The following is a 22,175-nucleotide window of genomic DNA, read 5'->3' as shown; positions in this document are numbered from 1 at the left end:
CACCTTCACCGTGGCCCCCGAGCCGCCCCGCCCCTTCTCCACCTCGATGATTTCCGCCTCGCGCAGCGTGCGGAAGTCGCGCGCGGCCTCCTTGAGGTGCCGGCGCTTGAGGTAGTCCGAGTCGTGGCTGCGCTGCACCAGCGTCACCAGCCGCTTGTACCCGCCGTTGCCTTCCGTCTGGTGGTCGCTCTGGAGCAGGTTGAGAATCATGCCGTGCGACACCGCGAAGCGGGACTCCAGCGGCTCCGGCATGCCGTTCTGGAGCCGCTCGAAGGTGCTCCGGTCGTACTGCACGAAGTTCTTCTGCGGCGGCTTGGCCTTGGGCGTCTTCTTCTTGCCCGCGGCCTCCTTGGCGGCCAGCTTGATGTTCTCGATGACGTACTCGGGCGCCTGGGCCACCACGCTGCCCTGGGTGTCGAAGCCCTTGCGGCCCGCGCGGCCGGCAATCTGCTGGAAGTCGCGCACGCTCAGCGTGGTCAGCTTCTCGCCGTTGAACTTGAAGAGCTGCGTGAAGAGCACCGTGCGGATGGGGATGTTGACGCCCACGCCCAGCGTGTCCGTTCCGCTGATGACCTTGAGGTGTCCGTGCTGGGCCAGCTTCTCCACCAGCAGGCGGTACTTGGGCAGCAGGCCGGCGTGGTGCATGCCGATGCCGTGGCGCAGGAAGCGCTGGAACTCCTTGCCATAGGGCGTGTCGAAGGGCGCGTCCTGGAGCGCCAGCCGGATGGCCTCCTTCTCCTCCTTGGTGGAGAAGTCCACGCTCATCAGGTTCTGCGCCTGCTCGGCGGCGGTGCGCTGGGTGAAGTTCACCAGGTAGATGGGATACTTCCCACGCGCAATCAGGTCTTCAATCGTCTCGTGCAGCGGCGACTCGCGGTAGTCGAAGTCCAGCGGCACGGGGCGCTCGGCGCTGCGCACGGTGGCCACTTCCCGGCCGGTGAGCTTCGCCAGGCTCTCCTCGATGACGTGCGTGGGGCCCAGCGTGGCGGACATCAGCAGGAAGGTGGTGTCCGGCAGCGCGATGAGCGGCAACTGCCAGGCCACGCCGCGCTCGCGGTCCGAGTAGTAGTGGAACTCGTCCATGACGACGTAGTCCACGCGGGCGCTCGCGTCGCGCAGGGCCAGGTTGGCGAGGATTTCGGCGGTGCAGCAGATGATGGGCGCGTCGCGGTTGATGCTCGCGTCGCCCGTGAGCATGCCCACGTTCTCCGCGCCGAAGGCGTCGCAGAGGGCGAAGAACTTCTCGTTCACCAGGGCCTTGATGGGGCAGGTGTAGAAGGAGACCTTCCCCTCCGCCATCGCCTTGAAGTGGAGCGCCGTCGCCACCAGCGACTTGCCGGAGCCGGTGGGCGTCTTGAGGAACAGGTGCTTGCCCGCCAGCAGCTCCAGGATGGCCTCTTCCTGGGCGGAATAGAGGCTCAAGCCATTGGCCGCCACGTAGCCGACGAAGCGGTTGAGGATTTCATCCGCGTCCAGGGGCGGTTCGCCCTTCTTGGGGAGCAGTGCGGCGAGCGGAGCTTGGGTTTCAGGGGTGGCCATCACCCGTGGACAATAGGCGGCGCGCCCGGCCCCTACCGGGAAAATCGCAATCGGCGGCACGGGGCGTGACGGCAGGCGCCCCCTTCCCGCACGGAAGGGCCGGGGGAAGGCCCCCTGGAGGGGTGTCCGCGAGTCTCCAGGCGCAAGGTCCGGGGGCGCGATACCCGGGCCCCGGCCCGCTCCGTACCGTTGACCCTGGACTGAAGTCAGGGGGGTGGGGATGCGGAGAACCGTCAGACAGAAGATGACGCGCCTCAAGCGCGCGGCGCTGCTGGGAGGTCTGGCTTCCGCGCCCTGCCTCTGGAGCGGCTGTGAGCAGCGACGGGCCCCCACGGTGGACGCGGCCGATGTTGCCGAGGCCCCGGTTGTCGCGGGGCTGGAAGGCGGTCCCCCACCCGCCACGATTCCAACGGATGACGGCGGGAATGCTGGCGCAGGGCCGGGCCTGGCACCAGGCCACGCCGACACCGGCACGGGAGGCACGGGAGCCCACGGAGGGACCGGCAGCCGGAGCGAGACTCCAGGCGCGAGCGCATTCACACCCGGCAGCGGCCCGCGGGACAGCGGCAGCCGGACCGGTGGCGGCGGCGGCGCTGGCCGAGGTGGCTTCAGAGGCGGGGGCAGCCTCACGGGTGGCCACAGCGCCACCGGTGGGGACAGCCAGTCGAGCGGCAACAGCGTGACGGGGGGCGGCAGCAGCACCGGCCAAGGAGGCAGTGGCCCGGGTGGAGCCACGGGCTTGCCCAACTGAGGCAGCAACGCGGGTGGCTCGGCCTTGGGAAGTGGAGGGCTGGACAGTGCCCGTGGCGGCGACAGCGCGTCCAGCGACGGCAGCGGCTAGGGAGGCTCGCGGTCCGATGGGAGGCTGGGGCTTTGACGCCGCCACGCGCGTTGCAATCGCGTAGGAGGAACGGCCGGAGCGCGTGTCGCCTGCCTCGAACAGCAAACGGGATGAGCGGACCGTGTCACCCATCCCGCGCGTTCCACCCCAGATGACGCGGCCTACGGCGTCGGCTGCATCGTCTGGATGACCGGGGCCTGCGCCCTCTGCTGTCAGATGTCCTCCAGCACGTCGTTCATCGACGCCATCAGCGCATGCGGCCCGGTGCCCCTCCGCGTCCCGGCTGCCTGGAGCAGTACCTCGACGCCGCCGCCCCCCACCCCGATGACCCGGCCGCCTCGGCCCACCAGGATGACATCCGACAGCTCGCGCACGGTGCGCAGGCCCCGCCATCGCCGATGGTGCGCGACCGCATCGCCCGGGTTGCGCCATCGGAAGCCACGGTGCTGATGCTGGGCGAATCCGGCACGGGCGAGGAGCGCGCGCATGGCCGCCGCAACCGCACGGACGTCTACGAGCTGCTGCGCCGCCACGGGCTGTCCCCCCGTCCACCGAAGCGTTGTCGCGTGCACATCTCGCTCGTGCTTCCCGACCATGGCGGTGTGCTTTTCAACTGCCCAACGTTCAGCTGAACAGCAGTTGAGGGGGACAACAGTCATGCGAATCACACGAGCGATGTTGGGTGTGGCGATGGTGGGGACGGCCGTGATGTTCGCCGGCTGCGGAGAGAGCAGCGCCAGCGAGAACACACTGGGGCCCCAGCAGGCGGCCGCGGGCCAGCCAGTGACGCTCACGGACGGCCAGATTCTGGGCGTGCTCCTGGTGGCCAACGCGGGCGAGGTAATGCTGGGCCAGGTGGGCCAGGCGCAGGCCACCGACCCGACGGCACGTGACTTCAACGCACGCATGGTCACCATGCACTCAGAGGTCATCCAGCGCCTGGAGCAGTTGGCCATGGCCCAGGGCATCGCGCCCGCGGAGAGCCCGGTGTCGGAGCACCTCGAGCAGACGGCCCAGAAGACCATCGACCTGGTGAGCGCCACGCAGGCCCCGGCCTTCGACCTGTCGGTGATGGATGCGCAGGTCGCCGCCCACGCCGGTACCGCCCTGCTGGGGGATTCTCTGCTCGCGATGCAAGTTCAGAACCCGGCGCTCAAGGATGAGCTGATGGCGATTCGGAAGACGGTCCAGGCCCACCTCCAGGAGGCCTCGAACATCCAGACCACCCTCTTCAACGCGAAGCAGCCATAGCCGCGACGCGCAGCCGTCCGCCCGGGAGTCGCAGCCCCGGGCGTGACGGCGCTTCGCGCGTGACGGCGTCCGGACAATGTTCCCTGTCGCTGAGGGCGACGACATGGTGAACGCCCGACTCCAGCGCGCGTCAGAGCACCTTCACGGCCTTCACCATGTCTGGCGACAGCTCCTCGTGCTGGAGGATGGAGAAGCCCAGCTTCCGGCTGATGGTCTGCATGGCGCGGTTGCCCGCGAGGATGTCCGCGACGATGCGCTCCATGCCCCAGTCCCGGCCGATGTCCACCAGTCGCTTCAGCATCTCCGCGCCCAGCCCCAGCCGCTGCACCGGGTCGCTGATGAGGATGGCGAACTCCGCGTCGCGCGTGCCCCGCAGCCGCGTGAGCCGGCCCACGCCGAGCAGCTCTCCGTCCTTGCGCTCCGCCACCAGCGCCATCTCCCGCGCGTAGTCGTTGAAGCAGATGCGGGACAGCCGCTCGTGCGCCACGCGCGTGCTCAGCTGCATCAGCCCCGCGTAGCGCAGGAACACCGTCTGCTCCGACAGCGTGCGGTGGAACTCCGCCATCTTCGGCTCGTCCTCCGGGCGGATGGGCCGCAGCAGAATCTCCTCGCCGCTGCGCAGCCGGTAGGGCGCCACGTACTGGTTCGGGTACGGCTCGATGGCCAGCTTCGGCAGCTCCGCCTCCGTCACCGAGGCCGGGTGCAGCACCACGCGCGCGTCCAGAGCCAGCAGTCGCTCGGGCGAGGCCAGCAGCGGGTTGATGTCCACCTCCTTCACGAAGCGCTGCTCCGCCACCAACTGGCTGAAGCGCACCATGAGCTGCTCCAGCGCCTTCAGGTCCACCGGCGGGCGGCCCCGGACGCCCTTCAACGCCTCGTAGATGCGCGTCTGCTCCATCATCCGCCGCGCCAGCGTGGTGTTCAGCGGCGGCAGCCCCAGCGCCCGGTCCCTGAACACCTCCACCAACGTCCCGCCCGCGCCGAAGAGCAGCACCGGACCGAACTGCGCGTCCACGCTGCTGCCCACGATGAGCTCATAGCCATCCAGCCGCACCATGGGCTGCACGGTGACGCCGTCGAACGTGCTCCCCTGCCCCATCGCCTCCAGCCGCGTCCGGATGTCCCGGAAGGCGGCGCGCACGGCCTCCGCATCCGGAAGGTTCAGCCGCACGCCGCCCACGTCGGTCTTGTGCGTCACCGTGAGCGAGTGGAGCTTCACCACCACCGGGAAGCCCAGGGCCGCGGCCTCCGCCACCGCGGCGTCCTCCGTCACCGCCAGCCGCGTCTCCACGGTGGGGATGCCATACGCGGCGAGCAGCTTCTTGGACTCGTACTCCGTCAGCAGCGTCCGCCCTTCCGCGCGTGCTGACTCCACCCACTGGCGCACCTCGTCCCGGGCGCTGCTCACCGCCTGCGCCAACGAAGGCGTCTCATACAGGCCCGCCAGGTTGTACGTGTAGCGCCACATGTAATTGAAGATGCGCGCCGCCGTGTCCGGATAGCCGAAGGTGGGGATGCCCGCATCGTTGAGGATGCGCTCCCCGGCCGCGACCTCCGAGCCGCCCATCCAACTGGCCAGCACCGGCTTGCCATGCAGCTTCGCGTAGGGCTTGAGCCGGTCCGCCGTCTGCGTGGGCTCCGTCATGTCCTGCGGCGTGAGGATGACGAGCAGCCCGTCACTGCCTTCATCCTGGCCGGTGACTTCCAGCGCCTTCGCGAAGCGCTCCGGGTCCGCGTCTCCCAGGATGTCCACCGGGTTGCCGCGGCTCCACTGCGTCGGAAGGAAGGCGTCCAGGGCCTGGAGCGTGGACGCGCTGAGCGTGGCCAGCTCGCCGCCCCCCGACACCAGCGCGTCCGTGGCCAGCACCCCAGGGCCGCCCGCGTTGGTGAGCACCGTGAGGCGCCGGCCCGCGGGGCGCGGCTGCCGGGCCAGCGTCTCCGCCATGTAGAAGAGGTCGGCGATGGAATCCACGCGCAGCACGCCGGTGCGGCGGAAGGCGGCGCTGAGCACCTCGTCACTGCCCGTCAGCGAGCCCGTGTGAGACGCCGCCGCCTGCGCGGCCTGCGCCGTACGGCCGGCCTTGATGACGATGATGGGCTTGGTGAGCGCCACCTCGCGCGCCGCGGAGAGGAAGGCCCGCGCGTCGCCAATGGACTCCATGTACAGCAGGATGGAGCGCGTCATCGGGTCGTCGGCCAGGAAGTCGATGAGGTCGCCCCAGCCCACGTCCAGCATCGAGCCCACCGACACGAAGGCGCTGAAGCCCACCGCCTCGCGCAGGCTCCAGTCCAGGATGGAGGTCAGCAGCGCGCCGCTCTGGCTGATGAAGGCCACGTTGCCCGGCCGGGCCATGGCGCCGGCGAACGTCGCGTTGAAGCCGCTGGGCGGGCGCATCACCCCCAGGCAGTTGGGGCCAATGATGCGCACCTGGGCCGCCTGCGCGATGCGGAGGATCTCCTGCTCCAGGCGCTCCCCCTCCGCCCCAATCTCCTTGAAGCCCGCAGAGAGGATGATGGCGCCCCGGATGCCCAACTCCGCGCACTCCTGGATGACGCCGGGCACCGCTTGCGCGGGCGTGACGACGACGGCCAGGTCCACCCGCTCCGGCAAGGCCCCCAGGGACGGCCATGCCTTGATGCCCAGCACGTTGGGCCGCTTCGGGTTGATGGGGTAGACGGTGCCGCCAAAGGGGTTGCTGATGAGGTTCCACAGCACGGTGCGCCCCACGCTGCCGGGCCGCTCGGTGGCCCCGACGACGGCAACGCTGCGCGGCGCGAAGAGGACGTCCAGCGGCAGCCGCGTCCGCTGCTGGTGGAGCACGTTGTAGGACGGGTCCGTCTTCGAGGTACCAGGGGCGCGCGTGTCCATGGCCTCCGTCATTGCGGCCGGGCTCGCCAGGGCGCAATGGCCTTCTCGTGCCTGCCCGGGGACGCCCCCCTCCCAGGTCCTCGCGCGAATGGGATAGAACTGGAATAACTGCACTCCCCGTCAAGGAACCAGGAGGTGCGCCCTGCGCGTGTCACCCACATGTCGCTCTGACAGCCAGTACGTGACGCAGGTCGTTCTGACACTCGCTGACAGTTTCACTGAACAAACCTTCACCGGTAGGCAAGCATCCCACGGCCCGCCCGGTGTATACGGGGCGCCTCTATGACTCCTTCCGAGAAGCTTGTTTTCAACCAGACCGTCGAGGCGCTCTTCGTGCGCGCCCTCGAGAACCGCCTCACTCCGGCGTGCCGTGAGCACCTGCGCCGGGCGGGGTTGGAGCTCGACCAGAAGTTGGAGCGGGCCTACACCCTGGAGCAGTGGAAGGAGTTCCTCCGAATCGCCGCCGGCCACGTCTACGGCGGCGTCCCCGCCGAGGCGGCCTACTACTCGCTGGGCGAGCGGTTCATGGACGCGTACTTCGGCACCTTCTTCGGCCGGGCCCTGCTGGGCGTCGTCCGGCTGGCCGGGCCCCGGCGGATGCTGCTTCGCGCGGGCATGGGCTTTCGCGCCGGCAACAACTTCAGTGTGGTCGAAATCGTCGAGCGCAGCCCCACTTCGGTGGAGCTGCGGATGAACGACGTGCTGGCGGACCTGCCCACCTTCTCCGCGGGCCTGCTGGCGCGCGCGGTGGAGCTGTGCGGTGGGTGGCGGGTGGTCAGCATCCCCGAGGAGTTCGACGGCACCGCGGCCACCTTCCACATCCGTTGGTCCGAGGCCCCAGCCGAGGCCGCCCTCTCCGCCACGGATGACGACTCGGGCGCGTCCCGGCCTCGCGCGTAGCAATCCCCTGCGCGCCCCGTGGCGCTTCGCCACGGGATGCCGCGCAGCACGCCACGCTCGCAAGGCGGCCGAGCGTGGCCCCAGGGCCACACGACGGCCCACGTCTCAGAGGGAACCGCGCGGCTTCACGGCGGCGCGGTTCTGCTGGCATCGCGGCTGCAATCCCATGCGGCATCCCTTGGAGGATGGACGCATGAGCAACCCTGAAGTGGTGACGAAGCCCCAGCGCCGGATGCACTGGGGCGTAGGCGTGGCGGCGCTGGTGATGCTGTTCGCGGGCGTGGGCACGTGGCTGGTGCTGCGCCAGTCGGCGACGGCGCTGCCGCATCCCTCCATGGCGGTCATCCCCAAGCCGTCCCACCCCGGATTGGCGCCGCGCGCGGAGCCGCCGCTGCCCTCCTCCGCGGAGATGGACGCGCTGCTGCGCACACGGCTCGCCCGGGCGTCGCTCATGCCGGAGTTCGCCACGTGGCTGAAGGAGCAGGCCCTGCTGCGCCGCTTCGTCACCGTCGTGGGCAACGTGGCCCATGGTGACAGCCCCCGCGAGGCGGTGAGCTTCCTCGCTCCGGCCGGCACCTTCGAGGCACGCCGCAAGGCCGGCAAGCTCGTCATCGAAAAGCAGAGCTACGCGCGCTACGACGTCATCGGCAAGGTGGTGGGCTCGCTCGACATGGGCGTGCTGGTGTCCACCTACCGCGAGGTGCGACACCTGGCCGAGCGCCTCCACATGGAGACGGCTCGCCCCGGAAGCACCTTCGACGCCACGCTCCACCTCGCCTTCGAGCAGGTGCTCGCCGTCCCTGTCATCGACGGTGACGTCGAGGTGGTCCCCAAGGGCGCCATGTTCGTCTACGCCGACCCGAAGCTCGAAGGGCTGACGGCCGCGCAGAAGCACCTGCTGCGGATGGGGCCGCAGAACCTCCGCCGCATCCAGGGCAAGGTGCGCGAGGCGTCCCAGCAGCTCACCCAGCAGGCGTCCCGCCGCTGAGGCGGTCACCGCCTGCCTTCGCCAGCGCGCGTCACCCGCGCGGGCCCTGGCAGGATGCAACGGGGGCCATGCAGATTGCGGCGCTTCGCCATGGGGCGCCGCCTCCGCGCAGAGGCACAAGCCGGGGGGCACGGGCGTTGCTACCGGAGGAGCTTTCCTCCGGGACGAAGCGCTGCCAGGCGGCGTGGAGGCCCGGCAAGCACCGGAGCCCCCGCGCCGGTGTCGCCCCTGCCTCCCGTGTTCATGCGCCTGCCTGTCCTCCCCGTGCTGCTGCTGTGTCTGATGCTCTCCGGCGTCATCGCGGGCGTCCTGCACTTCATGCAGCGCGACCGGCAGGCGCTGGTGGACCAGATGGCCCGCGAGCGACAGGCGCAGCTGCTGGAGGCCGTGCGCGGCGTCTCCGCCGCCCTGGAGAGCGCGGAGGAGGACCTGCGCTTCGCGGGCGAGCTGCTGGCCCAGCCGGGCACCGCCGAGGAGCACCGGCGCGAGATGCGCGCCCTGCTGGAGGCGGTGGGTCAGTACAAGGCCATCCTCGTCTTCGGCACGGACGGACAGGAAAGGCTCCGACTGGTGGACCGGCGCAGCGCGGCGGCGATGACGCACCAGTTCACCGCGGAGGACCTGGCTCTCACCGTGGCGCAGGCCCGCAGTCATCCGCCGGGCCACGTCATCTCATCCCCGCCCCTTCCCCGGGCCCAATCGGGCTGGCTGCGCGCCTTCGCCACCGCCTTGCCGGAGGACGCGCAGGACAGCGGCGGCGTCGTCGTGGTGCTGGTGGACGCCGAGCCGCGCTTCGCCCCGCTGAAGCTGCTCGCGTCGGACTCGGAGACGCAGCTGCTGGTGCTGGGTGTCCATGGAACGCCGACAGCGTTGACCCACCCGAACCTGGCGGACAGCTACCGGCGGCTGGACACCGACGGCCACCAGACGCCCGGCCTCGCGGCGCTGGCGCGGGCGCTTCGCGCGGGTGAGTCGGGCACGCGCATCATCGAGCGCAAGGAGGCCGCCCGGCTCGGCCTGGGCGACTCGGAGGTGGTGGCCACCTTCAGCCCGGTGCGGTTCAAGAATGGCGCGGCCTGGCCGGTGGCGACGCTCGCGTCGACGCGCGTGCTCCGGAGCCATGAGCGCGGCCTGGTGCTCCGCCTGTCGCTGGCAGCGGTGCTCGTCTCCGGGTTCCTCATCGCTTTCGGTGTGTACGTGGTGCTCGCGCGCAGCCGGGCGGAAGCCCTGCGGGACAGCCAGCTCCATGCGCAGCGGCTGGCGCACCTGCACGACAAGACGCAGAAGATTCTCGACAACATCCCCACCGGGGTCCTGGCGCTCTCCTCCACCCGGCACATCTCCGCCGCCAACCGCGCGCTGAGCGCCCGCATGCCGGCGGACGTCGTGGGCCAGCCCCTGACGGCGGCCTTTCCCCAGGCCCAGGCCCCCGTCATCCAGCGGCTGGAGGACCTGGTCCACGCGGCCATGAGCGACGGCCGGGTGCGCAGCCTCCACGGAGAACCGCTCTGCCTCTTCGAAGAGCCGGGCCAGTACAACGTCCACGCGGTGCCGCTGGAGCCGAACACGCCGGAGGTCCACACGCTGGTCGTCATCGAGGACCTGAGCAGCCTGCGCGCACTGGAAGGACAGCTGCTGCGCGCGGAGAAGCTGGCCACGGTGGGCGTGCTGGCGGCGGGCATCGCCCATGAGATTGGCACGCCGCTGGGCATCGTCCGCGGCCGGGCTGAGTACGTGCAGGAGAAGCTGGGACGCGAGCACCCCCAGGCGGCCGGCCTGGGCACCATCGTCGGGCAGATAGACAGGGTGAGCCGGACGCTGCGCCAGCTGCTCGACTTCTCCCGGCTCCAGCCCGCGGACGCGCAGGCAGTCCCGCTGGAGCCCCTGGTGCACAGCGTGCGGGAGTTGCTGTGGATGGAGGCCGAGCGGCGGCGCCTGAAGCTGGAGGTGACGGTCGCCTCGCCCGCGCCCGCGGTGGCGGCCGACCCCGACCAGTTCCAGCAGGTGCTCATCAATCTGGTGCTCAACGCGTGTGACGCGTGCGGGGCCGGCGGACGCGTCCGGCTGAGCGCGAGTATGGACACCGGAGAGGCACCGGGCGCCTGGGGCATGGTGCGCGTGGACGTCGAGGACAACGGCTGCGGTATCGCCCCCCGCCACGTCCACCAGGTCTTCGACCCTTTCTTCACCACCAAGAAGCGCGGCCAGGGCACCGGACTGGGCCTGACGATGGTGGCGCACATCGTGCGCAACCATGGAGGCCGCATCGAACTGGACAGCGCGCCAGAGCGAGGCACCCGCGTCACCGTGCGCTGGCCCGCCGCGGCACCCGCCGGAGAGGAGCGACATGTCGTCTAGAGCCAGGGTCCTCGTCGTCGACGACCACGTCGAGATGGGGCAGATGTTGAAGGAACCGCTGACGGACGACGGCTACAAGGTCGACATCGCCACCGGCGGCGCGGATGCCATCGCCCAGCTGCGCGCGCGCGTCTACGACGCGGTGCTGTGCGACCTGCGCATGCAGGACGTGGACGGCTTCGACGTGCTCGACGCCGCGCGCAAGCTGGACCCGGACCTGCCCGTGGTGATGATGACGGCCTTCGGCGGCGTGGAGAGCGCCGTGGAGGCGATGAAGCGCGGCGCGTTCCACTACTTCACCAAGCCCTTCCGGCTGGACGAGGTGCGCCTGTCACTGGAGCGCGCGCTGGAGCAGCGCCGCCTGCGCACCGAGCACCGCACGCTCAAGCAGCAGGCCGCGGACCGTGGGGGCCTGGGTGCCCTGGTGGGCAGCAGCGCCGCGATGCGCGACCTCTACGCGTTGATTGAGCGGGTGGCCTGGTCCGGCGCCCCGGTGCTGGTGCGCGGCGAGAGCGGCAGCGGCAAGGAGCTGGTCGCCCGGGCTTTGCACTTCGAGGGCACCCGGCGCGCGGGGCCCTTCGTGGCCGTCAACTGCACCGCGCTGCCACACGCGCTACTGGAGAGTGAGCTGTTCGGCCACGTCAAAGGCGCCTTCACCGGCGCCACCACGGCCCGGCGTGGCCTCTTCGTGGAGGCGGACGGCGGCACGCTGTTCCTGGACGAGATTGGCGACATGGCCCCCGAGCTCCAGGCCCGGCTGCTCCGCGTGCTGGAGGACGGCGAGGTGCGGGCCGTGGGCGCGGACGGCTCGCGCACGGTGGATGTGCGGGTGGTGGCCGCGACACACCAGGACCTGGAGACGCGCGTCAAGGAAGGCCGCTTCCGCGCGGACGTCTTCTACCGGCTCAACGTCGTCACGCTGCGGCTGCCGCCCCTGCGCGAGCGCCGCGAGGACATCCCCGCGCTCATCGAGCACTTCCTCCAGCAGGCCAAGGCGCGCAATCCGCGCTCCGTCGTGCAGCGGTTCTCTCCGGAGACGCTGGCAGCGCTGGGGGCCCTGCCCTGGGCGGGCAACGTGCGCGAGCTGGAGAACCTGGTGCAGCGGCTGGTCGTGCTCGGCTCGACGGAGGTGGTGGATCTGCCGCAACTGCGCCCCCATTTGCCTTCGGACACCAGCCAGGAGAACCACCCGCTGGCCGCGGCACAGCGCACCATCGTCCCCCTCCGGCAGTTGGAGACGGAGTACATCGCCTGGGCCGTGGCCCGGTGCGGGGGGAACAAGACGAAGGCGGCCGAGCTGCTCGGCATCGACGTCTCCACCATCCACCGGCGCGAGCGCGCGGAAGGCAATCCGCAACGCTGACCTGGGCACGCTGCAATGGTGAGCGGGCCACGGTTGGGGCGTCACAGAGGGCCGGGGGCGCGGCACGGGCCTTGTAGATGACACAGGGCATGAACCGAACCCTCCTGTCTCTCCTCGCCGCGGTCAGTCTGGTTGGTTGCGCCTCGAAGCCCAAGACGTCCTCCGTCACGGACAACCTGCCGGACCGGCAGCACAGCCCCACCGCCACGGCGGCAACGTCCAACCGGACCTCCGATGACGACGAGGACGCGGCCCGCCGGGCCATGAGCCCTCTGTCCGCCGAGCCGGTGTACTTCGAGCTCGACTCGGCCACGCTGCGGCCCGAGTCGCGCGACATGCTCGCGCAGCTCGCCACGGGCCTGCGGGAGCGGCCCCTGACGCGAGTGACGGTGTCGGGCCACACCTGCGAGCTGGGGACCACGGAGTACAACATCGCGCTGGGCCACCGGCGCGCGGCGGTGGTGCGCGACTACCTGCGCAACCTCGGCGTGGAGCCCAAGCAGCTCTCCATCGTCTCCTACGGCGAAGAGCGGCCACTGTCCGACACCCAGACGGAAGAGGCGTTCCGCAAGAACCGCCGCGCGGAGTTCACCTTCTCCTCCAAGGAGCAGGCCACACGCTGAGCCGCAGGAAGTCTGTCGGGCCTCCCCGGTACGCTGTTCCCGGAATGCGCTCCGGTAACGCCGGGCGCTGGGGAGGGATGGGGAATGGGAAGCAGATTGCGTCGGAGGCCTGGCTACAAGTCCCGGCCCTCCGTGGCCGGATTGGCTGAGTCGTTGGGGTTGCTACGGTCTCGAAACCTGGAGACCCATGGCGCTCCACGCAGCCAGCTCAACCTGCTGTGCAATGTCGGAGCCCTGCGAGAAGTCGCGCCCGGCGTCTGGGCTCGTTCGAGCGCGATGGTGACAGCCGCGGCCATCGCCGTGAAGCGCGTCCCCCGGGGCGTGCTCTGCCTGAAGTCCGCGCTGTGGGTCCACGGCTTGCTGTCTGAATCCCCCACAGAGGTCTGGATGGCCATTGGAGCGCATGCGCGTAAACCGCGCTGGGACCAGCCACCGCTCCAGGTGGTCCGCTTCTCGGGGCGTGCACAGACCGAGGGCATCGAGCACCGCCTGCTCTGGGGATTGCCCATCACCGTCTACGGCGTCGCGAAGACGGTCGCGGACCTGTTCAAGTATCGAAACAAGCTGGGATTCCCTATCGCCGTGCGAGCACTCCACGACGCCCTCCTCTCAGGGCTCACCACCTCGGATGAGGTTCGACACTTCGCGGAAATCTGCCGCGTCAGGAAGAGTGTCGGCCCCTATCTCGAGGTCCTCGAAGCACGGCGAGGCCAGGACCTCCTGCGCGCGAGGCAGGCCTTCCTCGCGCGCGAGGCGGCGCGGGCGAGGAGCCTGGAAGCGCCCCTGCTCCATCAGCTCCCGGGGCAGCCGGAGAGCGAAAGCCGCTGAGCCGAATCCAAGGAGCGCCGAGCCCAACGGATGGATTTCGGCGCGCAGGGTGCCCGGCCGCGTCCGGGCCCGCCGGAGGGGCGCAAGTCGTTGGGCCAGCCCCAAGGAGCGCCGAGCTCGACGGATGGGTGTTCGCGCGCAGGGTACCCGGCCGCGTCCGGGCCCGCCGGAGGGGCGCAAGTCGTTGGGCCAGCCCCAAGGAGCGCCGAGCTCGACGGATGGGTGTTTGCGCGCAGGCGCACTGCGCCCCGTCAGGCCTCTGGCCATCGGGAGGCGCAAGCCGCTGGGCCAGCCCCCAAGAGCGCTGAACCCAACGGATGGGTGCCCGAACGCTGGGTGCCCGCCCCCGAAGTGGCCTCAGCAGGTGGGGGGCCCGGTCGCGGACACGGAGCTCGCTGTTCGGAAATGTCGGGGGTTTTGGCGCGACAAAAGTCCCGACATTTCCGAACAGCGACCTCGCAAGCTCACTCCTGAGGGGTCCGGTCAGCGCCCCTGGAGGTCATCGGGGCCGGACATGTCAGCACCCGCCCCTGTGGTTCAACGCGCGGCCCTGGCAGCCGCGCGGGCCGACTCCAGGCCATCGAGGAACGTGACGATGCGCTGGGCGCATCGCTCCGGCTGCTCCAGCGGGAAGAGGTGCCCCGTGCCGGGAAGCTCCTCAGTCTGGGGATCATTCAAGGTGATGCGGGCCCGCTCCAGCGCGTCGCGCGTCAGCGTGTCGGACTCACCGCCGCGAATCACCAGAGACGGGACGTTCACGGTGCCCAGCTCGCGCCAGACATCCTTCGGAGACGTCTCGAAGACACGCGCCTCCCAGGCCTTGGGGATGGTCAGCCGGAAGCCGCCGCTCGGGGCTTCGGTGAGGCCGTGGGTGATGTAGTCCTGGAAGCACTCCGGGTCGAAGCGCGCGAACAGCGGCTTCTTGCCGTAGCTTCGCGCGGCCTCTTCACGAGCGCCCCACGACTCACGCCGCCGCCGAGCCAGACTCGCGGGCGGCACGCGGCTTCGCAGCCCGAGCAGCGTCAAGGCACGGAGCGCCCATTCCCGCGCCCCCGTGAACAACACCGGGTCCAACGCCACCACGGCCCGGAAGAGTGCGGGCGCCTTCGCGGAGGCCAGCAGCGTCGCCACGCCGCCCATGCTGTGCCCCACGCCCACGACACCCTGCACGCCGTGCGCACGCAGGGCGTGAATCAGGTCATCCGCCATGTCATCCCAGGTCCGCAGCTCGCGCGGGTCGGAGCCCGGCACGAGGCACCGCGTGCGAAGCGTGAAGACGCGGTAGCGCGGCTTCAGGTGCTCGATGAGTTTGCGGTAGCACCCCGGAGGAAAGCCGTTGGCGTGGGCCAGGTGCAGCACCGGACCGGTGCCGCCCCAGTCCTCCATCTGAAGGGCGTCGTGCATGTCCCGTCGATTAACCCGGACCGCGGCGAATGTCTTCCGTCACTCGGAGCCCGCCCGCAGAGGCGGAAGCAGCACCCGCCCCGGAAACCCGACCCAACGCCGTGCCGAGCCACACAGCGTGGCGTGCCGAAGGGCACCCTGCGGCCCGGCCCGTCACCGCCACTGCGGGTGCGCCAGCACGCGCGCCTCGATGTCGGGCGTGAGCTGCCCACCGTGCGGCGCCCGGGATGACGACCGCTTCCATCGCTCCAGCCACCGCTCACCGAGCGGCGCCTCCAGCGACTCACGCCGCGAGGCGCCCACCGTCGTCTCACCCTTGGTCCCCGTCGACACACCCGCGCCCACGAAGAACCCGGCCAGCAGCAGCGTCACCCGCGTAGGCGTGGCCGCGCTGTACGTGAGCAGCAGCGTCCCCTCCCCGTCCTCGCGGCAGTGGCGGCGCACGCGGGCCAGCACCGCTTCGGTCCACATGTCCGGATTGGACGCCGGCGAGAACGGGTCGAAGTAGACGAGGTCCGCCACGGGCAGCGTGCCGTCCAGGTGAGGCACCGCGTCCCCCAGCAGCAGCCGCCAGCGGAGGCCCTCCGCCTCCCACACCCCGTCGCGCATCAACGTCTCCGCCGCGTCACGAAACGGCTGGAGGAAGGGAAAGCCCTCGGCGTCCGCCAGTGCCAGCCGCAGCGGCGCCAGGTCCACCTCGAAGCTGACCACCTCCAGCGGCCGGCGCTGCTCCGCGCCCAGACTCCTGGCACAGGTGAGCGCGGCCACCGCGTTGGTGGCGGCGCCCAGCCCCACGTCATGAATCACCAGCGGCGGCCCGGGCTGGCGCAGCCGGTCCGCCAGCCGTGCCTGCTCCACATAGAGGCGCAGCGCTTCCTGCCACGGCCCCACGGAGGGGTGCATCACCTCGCCATGGCCCAGGTGCCGCACGGCGCGAGCGCCATTGCGCAGGGTGATGAGCTCGAAGTCGCCGTCGCGCGGGTTGGCGTCGGGTGCGGTGCTCACCCGACCTCCTTCAGCGTCACCGCGCGCGCGTTGGCCTCGTCCTTCAAGTCCTTGGGCGTGGCGATGGCCGCCTTCAGCTCGCGGTACACCTGCGCGTACGTCCCCCCCAGGATGCCCTCGCGGATGCGCCCCATCAGCTTCTGGTAGTGCCGGACGTTGTGCACGGACAGGAAGCGCGAGCCCAGGTGGTGCTTGCCCCGCATCAGGTGCTGCAGGTAGCCGCGCGTGTAGCGCTTGCACACGTAGCAGTCGCACTCCGCGTCCAGCGGCTCGTCGGAGAGGCGGAACACGCTGCGGGAGATGCGGATGAGCCCGCTGAACGTGTACGCGTACCCCTGCTGGGCCATCTTGGTGGGGATGATGCAGTCGAACATGTCCACACCGCGCAGCACGGCTTCCACCAGGTCCGTGGGCGTGCCCACGCCCATCAGGTAGCGCGGCTTGTCGGGGGGCAGGGACGCGGTGGCGCGCAACGTCATGGACTCGCGCTCCACCTTCGTCTCGCCCACGGCCAGACCGCCAATGGCGAAGCCGTCGAAGGGCAGCTTCGTCAGGAAGTCCGCGCTCTCGTCACGCAGGTGAGGGAAGACGCCGCCCTGGACGATGCCGAACATCGCCTGCCCGGTGTCCCGCGCCGCCTTCGCCTCCAGGCTGCGCACCGCCCAGCGGTGGGTGCGCTCCATGGCCTCGCGCGTGCCGGCCTCGTCGGTCCGCGAGTCGATGCACACGTCCAGCACCATCATGATTTCCGAGTTGATGGCCTGCTGCATGGCGATGCTCGACTCGGGGCTGAGGAGCTGCCGGCTGTTGTCGTAGAAGCTGCGGAAGTGGGCGCCCTTCTCCGTGATGAGCCGATCCTCCGGCAGGGAGAAGATCTGGAAGCCGCCCGAATCAGTGAGCACGCCCCCATCCCACTGCATGAAGGGGTGAATGCCGCCGAAGCGCTTGAAGACCTCGGCGCCCGGCCGGAGCATCAGGTGGTAGGTGTTGGCCAGCAGGATGCTGGCGCCCGCCTCCTTCACCTCCTCCATGGCCAGGTGCCGGAAGCCCGCGTGGGTGGCCACCGGCATGAACATGGGGGTTTTGAAGGAACCCCGGCGTGTGTGCAGGATGCCTGCACGGGCGCCCGTGGGGTCGGTGGTGAGGAGCTCGAAACGAACGGCCATGGGCCGGCGCTTATACCCGTCATGCCCGGCAGGCACCGCATCCATCTGCCCTGCCCGCTCCCCCACCCGCCATCCCGGCCCCCTTCCCTCCTGGACAGCCGTACAGGCGTCCTGGCATTCCGTCCCAGGCGGAACGCCGCCGGCCTCCCGGCATCTCACGTCCTCCGCCGCCGCTTCCGGGGCCTGAAGTCGACTCCGGGGCGGCATTCTCCCGCCTTCCCAGCGGTTACATGGAGTCCTCGCGGTCTCCTGCAGAACGCGAAACACGTCGCCGCTTTGGCCCACCGCACCATTTCCGCTACAACGCCGCCGCCATGTTCAACGTCATCAACGTCTCCAAGGCCTACGGGCCCAAGAAGCTTTTCGAGGACGTCAACGTCACGTTCTCGCCGGGCCGCCGCTACGGCCTGACCGGTCCGAACGGGGCCGGGAAGTCCACGTTCATGAAGATCCTCGCCGGGGACGAGGAAGCGGACATGGGCAACATCGTCCGGCCTCGCAAGCTGGGAATCCTGCGCCAGGACCACTTCCGCTACGAGGACAACCGCGTCCTCGACGTGGTGCTCATGGGCAACCGTGCCCTGTGGGCGGCCATGTCCGAGAAGAACGAGCTGCTGGCCAAGTCCGACATCACCGAGGAGGACGGCAACCGGCTGGGCGACCTGGAGGGCGTCATCGCCGAGGAGGACGGCTACTCGGCGGAGAGCGACGCGGCCACCCTGCTGGCGGGCCTTGGCATCGACCAGGCCTTCCACGAAGAGCCCATGAAGCAGCTCACCGGCGGCCTCAAGCTCCGCGTGCTGCTCGCGCAGGCGCTGTTCGGCAAGCCGGAAGGCCTGCTCCTCGACGAGCCCACGAACAACCTGGACATCGACTCCATCCGCTGGCTGGAGAGCTTCCTCCACGACTACGAGGGCGTGCTCATCACCATCAGCCACGACCGGCACTTCCTCAACGCCATCTGCACGCACATCGCGGACATCGACTACGAGACCATCATCCACTACCCCGGTGGGTATGACGACATGGTCCGGCAGAAGGCGCAGGTGCGCAGCCGCGTCGAGTCCGAGACGGAGGAGAAGAAGAAGAAGATTGCCCAGCTCCAGGACTTCGTCGCGCGCTTCCACGCCGGCACCCGCGCCTCGCAGGTGCAGAGCCGCATCAAGCAGATCGACAAGCTGAAGTCGGACGACCTCAAGCGCTCCAACATCGCGCGCCCGTTCATCCGCTTCGACCAGAAGGTGGTCAGCGGCAAGCAGACACTGATGGTCGAAGGCATCCACAAGTCCTTCGACGGCCAGGAGGTCATCAAGCCCTTCAACGCCCTGGTCTGCAAGGGCGAGAAGGTCTGCGTCATCGGCCGCAACGGCGTGGGCAAGTCCACGCTGGTGAAGATGATTGCCGGCCAGTTGGAGCCGGACGGCGGAAAGATTGGCTGGGGCCACCAGGCCTCCGTGGGCTACCTGCCGCAGGACCACCACGGCGTCGTGCGCAAGGGCACCACCTGCTTCGGCTGGCTGCGTGACCTGCACGACAAGCTCACCAACGAGGAAATCTCCGGCGTGCTGGGCCGGATGCTCTTCTCCGGTGAGGAGCGGATGAAGAACACCGACACCCTCTCCGGTGGTGAGACGGTGCGGCTGCTCCTGTCCAAGCTGATGATCATGCAGGACAACGTGCTGGTGCTCGACGAGCCCACCAACCACCTGGACCTCGAGTCCATCGCCGCGCTGGCCGAAGGCCTCCAGAAGTACGAGGGCACGGTCATCGTCGTCACGCACGACCAGGAGCTCATCTCCGAGGTGGCCACCCGCATCTGGTCGCTCCAGGCAGGCCAGGAGGTGCTCGACTTCAACGGGCCCTACTCGGAGTTCGTGGAGAAGCACTCCGACGTCGCCGCGCGCCGCCGGTAGGAACAGGCACGACGCGGAAACACGAATCGCCGCCCGGCCCGGGGATACGCTCCCGGGACGAGGCGGCGATTGTCGTTGCTCCGTCTGGCGCGAGCTACGGCAACGGGTTGACGTAGCCGAACGAGGACATGCTCACCGACCAGTCACTCGCCGAGTCCGTGTCCCCCTGCCCGTTTCGCCCCAACGACATGGCCAGCCCCGGCGAGTCGAAGGCCGGGGTCCAGTCCACCGAGACGTACCACGCATCCGGATAGGCGCAGGGCACACCGGAGCAGTCCGCCGGCCACCACTGGCCCTCTGCCTGGAGCGCCTGGAGCATCGCGGGGTAGTTCAAGAAGGTGTTGTTGGTCTCGATGACCGCCAGGGCGTCCTGGGTGGTGCCGAACGTGTCCCGGATACGAAGGACCCGGTTGCCCGAAAAGAGACCCATCGTGCCCCCTTGGAAATCCCAGGCCGAGTCATGGTTCGCGGTGTACTGGCTCGACGGGTATTGGGTCCGACTGGTCGTCTCCGACGCGGGTGCGTCCACCCCGGGCGTGACGCGGTCCGGGTTGAGGTGGATGACGATGATGTCGCCTGTCGACACCTGCACATCGGGGAGCGTGGCCAGCGCCGTGTTCCCATCCGTCAGCGTCGCGCCCTGGACGGAGCCACTCGCGAGGACGACGAGTTCCACCAGGTCGCGGTTCTGAGGAACGGCGGGCGCCAGCTCGGAGAGGCGGAGCCGCGCCGTCTGCACGTAGCCCGGGAAGCTGGTCTGGGTGGCCGAGGGATCCAGCGCGACGCCGCGCGCGTCACGCACGGTGGTCGCCACCGTCACGGTGTACGGCTGGCGCGGCGTCTGGTTGCTGGTCGTCAGCGCGACCTCGGTGCGGCTCTGCAACTGAGCCTGGGTGACGCTCAGCCCGGGGATGGAGAACTGACTGCCGTTGGCCACCAGGCTCGCCGCGTCGAGCGGGCGGCCGAAACGCACCATCACCGTGTTGCGGCCCGTGGCCCATGCGTTGATGACCCGGGGCGCCGGGCACGAGTGCACGGTGGCCTGGCTCGCCGTCCACACGGAGGGCTGGATGGTGGGCGTCATCTGCGTGCCGGACATGAACATCCAGAGCGGAGACGTCACCGTCAGCGAGCAGCCCGACGTCAAGGCCAGGCTGTCACGAAGAGGCTCCACCACGCGCAAGCGCAGCGCGACCGCGGCCGAGGAGCCCGCCGGCACGCCCACCGTCGTCAGCGGCGCCTGCAGATGCCCCAGCCCCGCGGCGGAGAACCCGGGTGCGCCGATGGTGCCGGTGATGGAGATGTACTCGGACTCATACTCGGGCTGCGTCCCACCGATGGTGACGTCCACGTCGCTGACGTCCTGGAGAAGCTCCGACACCGAGTGCCCCGAGCTGAGCACGTTGAAGCCAGAGAGGCTCGCGCGCGTCTGGCCGTTGACGAGGCTCTTCGCATTCACGGTGACACGCACCCGGTCTCCCACCTGCGGAACGGGGGACAGCGTCGCTGGGTCCACCGGAACGAAGACGGCGGGCCCGGTCCGCTCCGCCTGGAGGAAGAAACCCGCCGCGTCGTTCACCGCGTTGCCCACGGCGTCCTTGATGAAGGTGACGCGGGCTCCGTTGATGAGGAGGTTCACCGGGCCATTCGCCGCGTTGCGCACGGCCTGGATCTGCTCGGACGCCGTCCGGTCCAGGTCGGGCAGCACGTAGGACTCCTGCTTCGCCTGCTCCGCGTTGCCCGCCGCATCCGTGGAGGCGAAGCGCAGCATCGTGTTCCGAGTCATCGTGATGGGCCGCTCGTACAGCAACGCGCTCGACACCGGCGCGGAGCCATCCAGCGTGTAGCGAGTCTCGGCGCAGCCCGAACCACCGTCGTTGCACACCAGCGTCACGGTGACGGCGTCGTGATAGACGCCGCCCACGGGCGTGGCGGTCGTCACCGGCGGCACCGTGTCCATCGTGTACTGCTCGGACTTCGCCGGTTCGACGTTGCCCGCGATGTCCATGGAGAAGAAACGCAGCGTGGTGGAGGAGGCCACGGTGATGGGGCCCGTGTAGCGGATGCTGGATGTCGTCGGCGCGCTGCCGTCGACCGTGTAGTACGTACCCGCGCAGCCACTTCCCTCGGCGTCATCCGCGCAGCTCAGGACGACGGACTGGGCACTCCAGTAGACACCGCCAGCGGGCGTCGCCGTCGTCGTGGGGACCACGCGGTCCTCGGAAGAGGCCTCCCGCGTGTAGAGCTCCGACACCACCTCGGGGACATTGCCCACCCAATCCACCGCGATGAAGCGCACGCGGGTGGTGGCCGTCAGCACCAGGGGCTCCTCATAGACGGAGGAGTCCAGGGAGGGAATGGCGCCGTTGGTGGTGTAGTGGATGGCCGCGCAGCCGCTGCCCTCACCGTCGTCACACGTCAGCGTCACCACGCGCGTCCCGGTGAACGGGCCCCCCCGTGGCGTCGCGGCCACCTGGGGCACGCCCGTGTCCACGACGTAACGCGCCTGCCGCACCGCCTCGACGTTGCCCACCCGGTCCACGGAGAAGAAGCGCAACGTGGTGGACATGGCGATGGACAGGGGCGCCGTGTAGCGCGGCGAGGCCTGTGTGGGAACGCTGCCATCCAGCGTGTAGTGCGTGGCCGCGCAGCCGCTGCCCGCACCGTCGTCACACGTCAGCGCCACGCTCCGGGGACTGCTGAACGCGCCGCTCGCGGGGTTGGCCACCGTGCTGGGCGGCTCGGTGTCCGCCGAACCCACCAGGGTGAATGTCGCCGTCCCCGGCGCCTCCGCGTTGCCCGCCGCGTCCACGGAGTAGAAACGCACCGTGGTGGTGCGCCCCAGCGTGAAGGGCTCGCGATACTGCGTGGAGCCCGTGCCGGGCGTGGAGCCATCCAGCGTGTAGTACGTGGCCGCGCAGCCACTGCCGCCGTCGTCACAAGCCAGCGTCACCACCACGGAGGTGGTGAAGTCGCCTCCTTCGGGCGTGGCGCGCGTCGTGGGCGGCGTGAGGTCGGTGGGAGGTGGAGGCTTCGGCTCGCCGCCACCACACGCGAGGACGAGCTGAGCCGTGAGCAGCACCGCACCGCAGCGCAGTGGCCAGAAGGGGGTCTGAGACATCGGAAC

At 69.8% G+C, this 22,175-nt stretch carries 17 protein-coding genes; 10 read left to right on the top strand and 7 right to left on the bottom strand.

Annotated elements, in window-relative coordinates; all coding sequences use genetic code 11:
* Window positions 1-1,539, bottom strand: a 1,539-nt coding sequence (locus FL344_RS08550) for an RNA helicase (RefSeq protein ID WP_141618156.1), incomplete at its 3' end; no start/stop codon positions are given.
* A 220-nt stretch (window positions 1,540-1,759) separates the two neighbouring features.
* On the opposite strand from FL344_RS08550, the gene FL344_RS38435 reads away from it, so the two are divergent.
* Complete coding sequence (locus FL344_RS38435) at window positions 1,760-2,290, top strand: hypothetical protein (RefSeq protein WP_194863041.1); 531 nt, start codon at window positions 1,760-1,762, stop codon at window positions 2,288-2,290.
* Window positions 2,291-2,592: 302 nt separating this feature from the next.
* On the opposite strand, the gene FL344_RS08545 is transcribed toward FL344_RS38435, so the two are convergent.
* Window positions 2,593-2,754: a hypothetical protein gene (locus FL344_RS08545; protein WP_194863040.1), complete on the bottom strand. Its 162-nt coding sequence runs from the start codon at window positions 2,752-2,754 to the stop codon at window positions 2,593-2,595.
* Between the two features lie 24 nt (window positions 2,755-2,778).
* Here FL344_RS08545 and FL344_RS08540 point away from each other — a divergent pair, with 24 nt between their 5' ends.
* The gene (locus FL344_RS08540) at window positions 2,779-3,012 is read left to right on the top strand and encodes a hypothetical protein (RefSeq protein ID WP_153881170.1); all 234 of its coding nucleotides are present in this window, start codon (window positions 2,779-2,781) and stop codon (window positions 3,010-3,012) included.
* Between the two features lie 25 nt (window positions 3,013-3,037).
* Window positions 3,038-3,631, top strand: a complete 594-nt coding sequence (locus FL344_RS08535; protein ID WP_228564873.1) for a DUF4142 domain-containing protein — start codon at window positions 3,038-3,040, stop codon at window positions 3,629-3,631.
* Between the two features lie 130 nt (window positions 3,632-3,761).
* Here FL344_RS08535 and FL344_RS08530 read toward each other — a convergent pair whose 3' ends face one another.
* Window positions 3,762-6,500, bottom strand: a complete 2,739-nt coding sequence (locus FL344_RS08530; RefSeq protein WP_194863039.1) for a bifunctional acetate--CoA ligase family protein/GNAT family N-acetyltransferase — start codon at window positions 6,498-6,500, stop codon at window positions 3,762-3,764.
* A 282-nt stretch (window positions 6,501-6,782) separates the two neighbouring features.
* Here FL344_RS08530 and FL344_RS08525 point away from each other — a divergent pair, with 282 nt between their 5' ends.
* The 6 genes from FL344_RS08525 (at window position 6,783) to FL344_RS08500 (ending at window position 13,560) form a co-directional block, all read left to right on the top strand.
* Complete coding sequence (locus FL344_RS08525) at window positions 6,783-7,400, top strand: DUF2378 family protein (RefSeq protein ID WP_090494158.1); 618 nt, start codon at window positions 6,783-6,785, stop codon at window positions 7,398-7,400.
* Window positions 7,401-7,593: 193 nt separating this feature from the next.
* Window positions 7,594-8,388 carry a DUF3014 domain-containing protein gene (locus FL344_RS08520; RefSeq protein WP_228564872.1) on the top strand — a complete coding sequence of 265 codons (795 nt, stop codon included), beginning with the start codon at window positions 7,594-7,596 and terminating at the stop codon, window positions 8,386-8,388.
* 243 nt (window positions 8,389-8,631) lie between these two features.
* Window positions 8,632-10,746 (top strand): nitrogen regulation protein NR(II), encoded by a 2,115-nt coding sequence (locus FL344_RS08515; RefSeq protein ID WP_194863038.1) that lies wholly within the window; start codon window positions 8,632-8,634, stop codon window positions 10,744-10,746.
* The gene (locus FL344_RS08510) at window positions 10,736-12,109 is read left to right on the top strand and encodes a sigma-54 dependent transcriptional regulator (protein ID WP_141588817.1); all 1,374 of its coding nucleotides are present in this window, start codon (window positions 10,736-10,738) and stop codon (window positions 12,107-12,109) included. The genes FL344_RS08515 and FL344_RS08510 overlap by 11 nt, the downstream gene beginning before the upstream one ends.
* An 89-nt stretch (window positions 12,110-12,198) precedes the next feature.
* The gene (locus FL344_RS08505; protein ID WP_141618152.1) at window positions 12,199-12,732 is read left to right on the top strand and encodes an OmpA family protein; all 534 of its coding nucleotides are present in this window, start codon (window positions 12,199-12,201) and stop codon (window positions 12,730-12,732) included.
* Between the two features lie 84 nt (window positions 12,733-12,816).
* The gene (locus FL344_RS08500) at window positions 12,817-13,560 is read left to right on the top strand and encodes a hypothetical protein (RefSeq protein WP_228564871.1); all 744 of its coding nucleotides are present in this window, start codon (window positions 12,817-12,819) and stop codon (window positions 13,558-13,560) included.
* 537 nt (window positions 13,561-14,097) lie between these two features.
* Here FL344_RS08500 and FL344_RS08495 read toward each other — a convergent pair.
* The 3 genes from FL344_RS08495 to tgt form a co-directional block, all read right to left on the bottom strand.
* A complete protein-coding gene (locus FL344_RS08495; RefSeq protein ID WP_141618151.1) occupies window positions 14,098-14,964 on the bottom strand; it encodes an alpha/beta fold hydrolase in 867 nt (288 codons plus the stop codon).
* A gap of 153 nt (window positions 14,965-15,117) precedes the next feature.
* Entirely contained in the window at window positions 15,118-15,969 is an 852-nt protein-coding gene (locus tag FL344_RS08490) for an MnmC family methyltransferase (protein ID WP_141618150.1), read from the bottom strand.
* Window positions 15,966-17,135: a tRNA guanosine(34) transglycosylase Tgt gene (tgt, locus tag FL344_RS08485; protein ID WP_141618149.1), complete on the bottom strand. Its 1,170-nt coding sequence runs from the start codon at window positions 17,133-17,135 to the stop codon at window positions 15,966-15,968. Before tgt ends, FL344_RS08490 begins: the two co-directional genes overlap by 4 nt.
* Window positions 17,136-17,449: 314 nt before the next feature.
* On the opposite strand from tgt, the gene FL344_RS08480 reads away from it, so the two are divergent.
* Window positions 17,450-19,048 carry an ABC-F family ATP-binding cassette domain-containing protein gene (locus FL344_RS08480; RefSeq protein ID WP_141618148.1) on the top strand — a complete coding sequence of 533 codons (1,599 nt, stop codon included), beginning with the start codon at window positions 17,450-17,452 and terminating at the stop codon, window positions 19,046-19,048.
* A gap of 94 nt (window positions 19,049-19,142) precedes the next feature.
* Here the strand turns inward: FL344_RS08480 and FL344_RS08475 are convergent, their stop codons facing one another.
* Window positions 19,143-22,169 carry a chitobiase/beta-hexosaminidase C-terminal domain-containing protein gene (locus FL344_RS08475; RefSeq protein ID WP_141618147.1) on the bottom strand — a complete coding sequence of 1,009 codons (3,027 nt, stop codon included), beginning with the start codon at window positions 22,167-22,169 and terminating at the stop codon, window positions 19,143-19,145.
* Window positions 22,170-22,175 lie beyond the last annotated feature (6 nt).

Origin of the sequence: Myxococcus sp. AB036A (assembly GCF_006547355.1) — a bacterium.
Taxonomy (GTDB): domain Bacteria; phylum Myxococcota; class Myxococcia; order Myxococcales; family Myxococcaceae; genus Myxococcus; species Myxococcus virescens.
Note: the sequence above shows the minus strand (reverse complement) of the source record. Positions and strands in the feature narration are given on the sequence as shown.

What these genes read in the sequence shown, in the direction of transcription:
- FL344_RS38435 (WP_194863041.1), top strand. Translation starts at nt 1,760, where the DNA reads ATGCGGAGAACCGTCAGACAGAAGATGACGCGCCTCAAGCGCGCGGCG.
- FL344_RS08540 (WP_153881170.1), top strand. Translation starts at nt 2,779, where the DNA reads ATGGTGCGCGACCGCATCGCCCGGGTTGCGCCATCGGAAGCCACGGTG.
- FL344_RS08535 (WP_228564873.1), top strand. Translation starts at nt 3,038, where the DNA reads ATGCGAATCACACGAGCGATGTTGGGTGTGGCGATGGTGGGGACGGCC.
- FL344_RS08530 (WP_194863039.1), bottom strand. Translation starts at nt 6,500, where the DNA reads ATGGACACGCGCGCCCCTGGTACCTCGAAGACGGACCCGTCCTACAAC.
- FL344_RS08525 (WP_090494158.1), top strand. Translation starts at nt 6,783, where the DNA reads ATGACTCCTTCCGAGAAGCTTGTTTTCAACCAGACCGTCGAGGCGCTC.
- FL344_RS08520 (WP_228564872.1), top strand. Translation starts at nt 7,594, where the DNA reads ATGAGCAACCCTGAAGTGGTGACGAAGCCCCAGCGCCGGATGCACTGG.
- FL344_RS08515 (WP_194863038.1), top strand. Translation starts at nt 8,632, where the DNA reads ATGCGCCTGCCTGTCCTCCCCGTGCTGCTGCTGTGTCTGATGCTCTCC.
- FL344_RS08510 (WP_141588817.1), top strand. Translation starts at nt 10,736, where the DNA reads ATGTCGTCTAGAGCCAGGGTCCTCGTCGTCGACGACCACGTCGAGATG.
- FL344_RS08505 (WP_141618152.1), top strand. Translation starts at nt 12,199, where the DNA reads ATGAACCGAACCCTCCTGTCTCTCCTCGCCGCGGTCAGTCTGGTTGGT.
- FL344_RS08500 (WP_228564871.1), top strand. Translation starts at nt 12,817, where the DNA reads ATGGGAAGCAGATTGCGTCGGAGGCCTGGCTACAAGTCCCGGCCCTCC.
- FL344_RS08495 (WP_141618151.1), bottom strand. Translation starts at nt 14,964, where the DNA reads ATGCACGACGCCCTTCAGATGGAGGACTGGGGCGGCACCGGTCCGGTG.
- tgt (WP_141618149.1), bottom strand. Translation starts at nt 17,135, where the DNA reads ATGGCCGTTCGTTTCGAGCTCCTCACCACCGACCCCACGGGCGCCCGT.
- FL344_RS08480 (WP_141618148.1), top strand. Translation starts at nt 17,450, where the DNA reads ATGTTCAACGTCATCAACGTCTCCAAGGCCTACGGGCCCAAGAAGCTT.
- FL344_RS08475 (WP_141618147.1), bottom strand. Translation starts at nt 22,169, where the DNA reads ATGTCTCAGACCCCCTTCTGGCCACTGCGCTGCGGTGCGGTGCTGCTC.